A 6,610-nucleotide genomic window follows, 5' to 3' on the forward strand; every position below is an offset into this window, starting at 1 on the left:
AATCTACTGGCAATCTTGTGAAATGGATGTGAAATTAAAATATGAGCTGTGTTCGATGAAAGATATTTGTGTTAAAGGGAGTTCCATTGAACTCCCTTTAACTTTGTTTTATTTAAATTTCCAAGTGTAATCAATGTTGACACGCATTTCGTCATCCGACTTAAATGCCATACCTACTGGTGGGATGTCGTTACGGTAGCGACTATAACGTGTACGAATATTTAAACCTTCGAGTTTACCCGTTGGAACACGATAGCTGAGCTCGAAATCAAGAGCATCTTGTTCAAACGTCTGATTGTCGGTGTTACGAATTTCAATATCATCGCCTTTACTATAACGAGTCATAAACTTTAGACCTTTCAATGAAGTGTCTTTAAAGTCATAGTCATAGCGTGCGTGATAGACTTTTTCATTAATGTTGGTGAAATCAGCACTCATACTATCTAAGAACACTGCTGGCTCTGAACCCGCTAAGGTCGGAAGAGCTGTATCACCAAAAGACTGCATATAGCCCAAACTGAAAGTATGATTGTTACGGTTAAGCCCAAAAATACCGCTCAAATGTTGATTTTCAATATGTCCTGCACGAGCTTGACCTGAGTCTTCACTCACAAACAGGCGTACATCCCCTAAGAAATGCCCAATACCTATATCATGTTTGCTTTTTGCACCAATGAAATTTTGGTGATAAACATCATGAAGGTTGGCATGAAAGAGTTGCGCACTAATTTGATCGTTAAATTTATATTCAGCACCAAGCATGTGTAAGCCAGATGATTCGGCAGCAGTCTTAAATCGATTATTAGGATTGCCAACTTTAATTTTTTCATAATCTGTTGAATCACGTTGATTCACACGATCCACATACAGGGCATGAATTTTCAAATTATCCACTTCATTGATTTGAAGATGTGTACCTCGATAATTTTGCTGGAATAAACGAGCTGGTGAAGAGAACAAAACAGGGAACATTGGTGCGAGTGTACCCCCATGTAAAGTCGATTTGCCCACTTTCGCTTTTGCCGTCCAGCGAATTTCTCCATACTGATCAGCTTTACCTGATGGACTGGTTGGCAGTAATCCCGAAGCTGCATAATCGTCGGCATCACTGCCTAAAAGATTAAAACCTGCCAGTGCCATAATGTCTAAACCTAGTCCTACGGTACCTGGTGTATAGCCTGAATTAGCTTTAAAGATAAAACCTTGAGCCCAGTCTTTCTGATCTTTACCTGATGCATCTTGTGTATATGCGCGATCAAAATAAAAATTGCGAGCTGTTAGATTGACTGATGCATCATCTATAAATGAATTTGCTTGCGTTGTTGATAGAAATCCAGACGCAATTACCCCTAAAAAGATTGCAGAAAATCTCATTATTGTCCCTATATGAAAAGTGGAGCTAGACGTCTTGTCTAGCTCTAAAGTATTTAAAAAATGATTATGCAGATGTTGGTTGTTGGAAATGCAATTGTGCAGTTTCTTTATTTTTGAGTTTTGAAATGCTTAATACCATGATAATGGCTGCAACGAATGCCAACGCATAATAACCGTAAAGTACAAGTGATGAGATACCACTGTCGAGAAAAGCACCTGCAACTAGTGGAGACAAAATACCGCCTACACGACCAAAACCAATCGCATAACCTACACCAGTCGCACGAACATCAGCATCATAGATTGCAGGAGACATCGCATATAGACCTGCGACACATCCGTTTGACATCATACCAAGGAATAAAGCAAGAATGAAAGCGATCATGAGTGAACCAGTACTGTTCACAAATAACCAGATCAAGATTGCAGTTAAGGCAAGGAAAGCCGCTTGAACATAGTAAATACGGATACGTGAACTAATCAGACCTAACAGCGCAGCACCAAACATACCGCCAGCACTAATCAGGACACCTGCTGTTACACCTTGTTCAGTGGTCATCCCATTTGCAGATAAGATTTTTGGTGTCCAACTCATGACGAAGTAGAAACCAAACATAACGAAGAAGAAGCTAAACCAGATACAAATCGTTTGAAGTGCCAATTTAGGACTGAACAAACGTGCCAAACCACTCTTTGCTTGTTCGCTGGTCATAGTGACCGTAGGAAGTTGCTGTAATGGGGTAATATTGATTTTCTTTGCTAAAACATTAATACGTTCTAGAGCATTTTTTGGCTGTTTAACCAAAAGGTAATCAAGTGATTCTGGTAAGGTGAAATAAGACACTACCAACATGAATAAAGTCGCTAGACCACCTGTTAAGAAGACTGCACGCCATCCGAAATTGCTGATAAGTGCAATAGCAATAATCCCACCAACGGTTGCACCAATCGCGTAACCTGTACATTGTAAGCTGACTGCGAGACTTCTCCAACGCAGAGATGCGTACTCACTTGCAATAACATTACTACTTGCGAGAATACCGCCGATGCCTAAACCAGTCACAAAACGCATCATGCCAAGTTGCATTGCAGTCTGAGCAAATGATGCTGCAACCATACTTACTCCAGAGATAAGTAGGCAAAGTAAGATGAGTGGGCGGCGACCGATTTTGTCAGCCCAAGGTGCAAGAAATAGTGAGCCAGCACCCATACCAAATAGGCCAGCACTCAATAGTGCACCAAGTTCAGCGCCAGTCAGTCCCCACTCGGCAGAAACAGATGCAGCAGTAAAGGCCATGACAAGAACGTCAAAGCCATCAATAACATTTAATAAAATACAGATACCGATAACAAACCACTGAAACCCATTCATGGTCTTGTTATTCATTTCCTCACGCGGGTTCTGAACCATTTACTTTCTCCATGGAATAAGACCTCATTGAAAAGCACTACGTGTGGCATGTGATTACATGTCATAAACGTAGGCAGACTTCAGAAGTCATCCTAGTAATGTTTAAGGTGTTCATCGCAGTCAGAACCCGTCCATATTCTGGTATTGATGAAATAATCAACACGTCTGCAATGTGCATGAATTTAGCATTATTGGATCCAAATTCAAGCAAAAAAATATTAACTTAGATATATTTTAGATTAAATGGATCCATATTTGCGAAGAAGTACTTGAAAAATATACTAAAGTACTAGGGATTAAAAAAATGAACGCCTCAGTTAAAGAAAGGAAAAAAATCTTAAAAGTTCATTCGAATCTTCCGAATTTTATAAAATAGCGCGCAAATCATGAGCTACTTGTTTAAGCTGGGGCAAAATATTTTGGATTAAATATGTTTCTGTAATTCTGTGGCTGGATCCGATACAGTTGAGTGCGGCTACAGTATCACCTTGCATGTTGAGAATAGGGACAGCTAAAGCAATAATTCCCAATTCATGTTCTTCTGTAGAAATGCAATAGTCTTGTTTTTGAACAGTTGCAATAGTGTTTATAAACTTTTGATGATCTATGATGGTAAAAGGCGTTAATCTCTTGAGTGGATATTGTGCAAGCCATTGATTAAGTTCATCATGGCTCAATCTTGAGAGTAGTATTTTACCTGTTGAGGTGGCGTAGGCTGGAAGGCGATTACCTAGATGAATACCCAACGGACTCATTTTAGATGATTCGTTCTGTTGAGGAACACTTTTCGCAACAGGTACTACTTCATGTTCATCGAGTACCGTGACTGAATAGCTCAGTGCAGTTTTGATACTGAGTAAATTCAGCATAGGTTGAGCGACTTTTGGCAAATATGCAGAGCTTAGATAAGCACTTGAAAAGCGTAAAACTTTGTAGGTGAGCCAATAAAAATGTTCATCTGTGTCTAAATAACCTAAAAATTTTAAAGTTCTTAAATATCGTCGTGCTGCGCTGCGACTCAATCCTGTACGTTCAGCAATTTGGGTGACATTTAATTTTTGACGTTCAACACCAAAGCACTCTAATAGATTCAAACCTTTAGCAAGGCCTGCAATATAATCATCATATTGAATTACTTCTTTATTTTTAGCATTTGAAATCAATTCATTGCGCATGATATTGCTCTGATTTACACCCTTTAATTCTGATATCTTGTCCGATGATCGGTCATTTGTCACTAAATTCGGTCGTATTTAGGGCTAAAGTCTAGTACCTCAGTTGGAATTTCATTAGGTTTTACAAAAGGAAAAAAATTGAGGGTGTTTGCAATATGGAAATTTTAAAAACCAAAGTCGCGATTATTGGTTCAGGTCCAGCAGGTTTATTACTCGGTCAACTGCTATATAAAGCGGGTATTGATCATATTTTAATTGAACAGCGCAGTGCTGAATATGTTGCCAGTCGAATCCGTGCTGGGATTTTAGAGCAAGTTTCAGTAGATTTATTGACTGAAGCTGGTGTAGATCAGCAACTCCGTGAAAAAGGGTTACCTCATCAGGGTATTGAAATTCTAACCAATGGTGAAAAGCACCGTGTTGATTTAACGCAGTTGACGGGTGGTAAACAAGTTACGGTATATGGCCAAACTGAAGTCACCAAAGATTTAATGCAGGCTCGCACAGCGGCTCAACTCACTTCATACTATGAATCAGCTAACGTTCAAGTACATGATTTCTACGGTCAACCAAGTGTTACTTTTGAGCATAATGGTCAGCAAGTTAAAGTTGAATGTGATTTTATCGCAGGTTGTGATGGGTACCATGGTGTGTGCCGTGCCAGTGTGCCAGAAGACAAAATTAAAACTTTTGAGAAAGTCTATCCATTTGGCTGGTTAGGGGTATTGGCAGATGTACCTCCTGTTGCGGAGGAACTAATTTATGTGCAATCTGATCGTGGATTTGCATTATGCAGTATGCGTTCTAACACGAGAAGTCGCTATTATCTACAAGTACCGTTAACGGATAAAGTTGAAAACTGGTCAGATGAGCAATTTTGGGAAGAGTTAAAAAATCGTCTAGATCCTGAAAGCCGTGAAAAGCTCGTGACTGGTCCATCAATTGAGAAGAGTATTGCGCCATTACGTAGTTTTGTCACTGAGCCAATGCGTTTTGGTAAAATGTTCTTGGCGGGTGATGCTGCTCATATTGTACCGCCAACAGGAGCTAAAGGTTTAAACCTCGCTGCATCTGATATTGCGTATCTTTCTCAAGCTCTCATTGAATATTATCAAACGGGTTCTGAGCAGGGGATTGAGCAGTATTCTGAAAATTGCTTAAAACGTGTATGGAAAGCAGAGCGTTTCTCTTGGTGGATGACTCATTTATTACATCGTTTTGAGACAGAAACCGAATTCGAGCATAAAATCAAACAAGCTGAATTAAGTTATATTCTTGGTTCAGAAGCAGGGCAAACTACGCTTGCTGAAAACTATGTTGGACTACCACTCCAAAAAGCGAGTTAATCCTCGAAGTCAAGCTTAATCCATTGGCTAATTTTTAGCACACACCAAATTGCTCCACAATTTGGTGTGTTTTTTTATTAAACAAATTGTCTAAATTCAATCGAGGTTTGCTGTAATAAGGGCAGAATATACTGAATTAAATATTCCTTACTGGTTTTACCTGTCGGTGACACAATGTTCAATGCTGCGACAACATCAGCACGATGATTGTGAATAGGTACAGCCAAAGCATGTACGCCTAACTCATGTTCTTCAGCTGAGTAACAATATTCATCAGCTCTAACTTCTGCTAATAATTTTATAAATTTCTCATTATCGGTATACGTATATTTGGTGAGTGCTTTGAGTGGATATTTTTCCAACCATTCTTGTTGTGCTTCCTTGGATAAATAACTTAATAAAATTTTCCCTGCAGATGTCGCATGAGCGGGTAGTCGGTTACCTAAATGTAATCCATAAGGATTAACACGATCAGTCTGTTGATGCGCTGCACTACGTGCAATCGTAATAGCTTCGTAGCCATCTAATACCATCACGGAATAAATGAGAGAGGTTTGCTGGGTAAGTAAATTCAACAATGGCTGAGCAATTTTAGGCAGCTGTGCACCACTTAAATATGCACCTGAAAATTTTAAAATTTTAGGTGTTAAATAATAGTAATGACCATCAAACTCTAAATAACCTAAATATTCTAAAGTCATTAAATGTCGTCTTGCAGCGGCTCGAGTCAACCCTGTTTTTTCTGCAGCCATGGTCACATTTAAACGGTGACGGTCATTTGCAAAACAATCTAGGATAGCCAGTCCTTTGCTGATACCTGCAATAAAGTCTTCGTGACGAATCCACTTTTTATTATCTGGATTTTGAAGTTGTCTGTTCCTTGAGTCTGATTCTGTAGACACAGCATTTTCCTTGCTATTTTAAAAATTGAATTATTGATGCTGATTTAGAATCTTGAGCAATATACTCAAGATATTGTTCGATCATCGAACAAAAAATCTGTAAATCGTACAAAAACCTTTTTTCAAGGTAGCTCAAGCTTTTTAATTTATCAAGAATGGAGTGACGGAATCCAAGCGATTTAGTTGCATATTTCAATCTCCGTCCAGATTGAAATTGCGCTAATCGTGGATTCCCCAAATATTAAAATATGTTGTACAGAGGGAGTTGTTGGATGATCGATAAATCGTCACAGTCTTTAGTTGAAGCTTTATCCCAAATTAAAGACGGTTCAACCATTATGATTGGTGGGTTTGGTACTGCAGGTCAGCCTGCTGAACTCATCGATGGCTTAATTGAACTCG

Annotated in this window: 6 protein-coding genes; 2 read left to right on the plus strand and 4 right to left on the minus strand. The window is 39.1% G+C overall.

The genetic code is table 11. The annotated features are described in order from the left end of the window. Window positions 1-108 precede the first annotated feature (108 nt). The 3 genes from AC1M89_RS12980 to AC1M89_RS12990 all read right to left on the minus strand — a co-directional run bounded on the left by AC1M89_RS12980 (window position 109) and on the right by AC1M89_RS12990 (window position 3,960). Window positions 109-1,374: an OprD family outer membrane porin gene (locus tag AC1M89_RS12980; RefSeq protein ID WP_481609252.1), complete on the minus strand. Its 1,266-nt coding sequence runs from the start codon at window positions 1,372-1,374 to the stop codon at window positions 109-111. 64 nt (window positions 1,375-1,438) lie between these two features. Beyond that, entirely contained in the window at window positions 1,439-2,785 is a 1,347-nt protein-coding gene (locus tag AC1M89_RS12985) for an MFS transporter (protein ID WP_481594067.1), read from the minus strand. Between the two features lie 365 nt (window positions 2,786-3,150). After that, a complete protein-coding gene (locus AC1M89_RS12990) occupies window positions 3,151-3,960 on the minus strand; it encodes an IclR family transcriptional regulator domain-containing protein (RefSeq protein ID WP_180000496.1) in 810 nt (269 codons plus the stop codon). A gap of 155 nt (window positions 3,961-4,115) precedes the next feature. Here AC1M89_RS12990 and pobA point away from each other — a divergent pair, with 155 nt between their 5' ends. Next, on the plus strand, window positions 4,116-5,306 hold the full coding sequence (pobA, locus tag AC1M89_RS12995) for a 4-hydroxybenzoate 3-monooxygenase (RefSeq protein ID WP_481590765.1): 1,191 nt from the start codon (window positions 4,116-4,118) through the stop codon (window positions 5,304-5,306). Between the two features lie 77 nt (window positions 5,307-5,383). On the opposite strand, the gene pcaU is transcribed toward pobA, so the two are convergent. Beyond that, window positions 5,384-6,208, minus strand: coding sequence for an IclR family transcriptional regulator PcaU (gene pcaU / locus AC1M89_RS13000; protein WP_180028016.1), 825 nt, complete (start codon window positions 6,206-6,208; stop codon window positions 5,384-5,386). Between the two features lie 272 nt (window positions 6,209-6,480). On the opposite strand from pcaU, the gene AC1M89_RS13005 reads away from it, so the two are divergent. Next, window positions 6,481-6,610, plus strand: a 130-nt coding sequence (locus AC1M89_RS13005; RefSeq protein ID WP_481609255.1) for a CoA-transferase, incomplete at its 3' end; no start/stop codon positions are given.

The organism is Acinetobacter sp. ANC_7635 (genome assembly GCF_056779945.1).

Excerpts from the sequence above, each read along its gene's own strand:
- AC1M89_RS12985 (WP_481594067.1), bottom strand. The coding sequence starts at position 2,785 with ATGGTTCAGAACCCGCGTGAGGAAATGAATAACAAGACCATGAATGGG.
- AC1M89_RS12980 (WP_481609252.1), bottom strand. The coding sequence starts at position 1,374 with ATGAGATTTTCTGCAATCTTTTTAGGGGTAATTGCGTCTGGATTTCTA.
- AC1M89_RS12990 (WP_180000496.1), bottom strand. The coding sequence starts at position 3,960 with ATGCGCAATGAATTGATTTCAAATGCTAAAAATAAAGAAGTAATTCAA.
- pobA (WP_481590765.1), top strand. The coding sequence starts at position 4,116 with ATGGAAATTTTAAAAACCAAAGTCGCGATTATTGGTTCAGGTCCAGCA.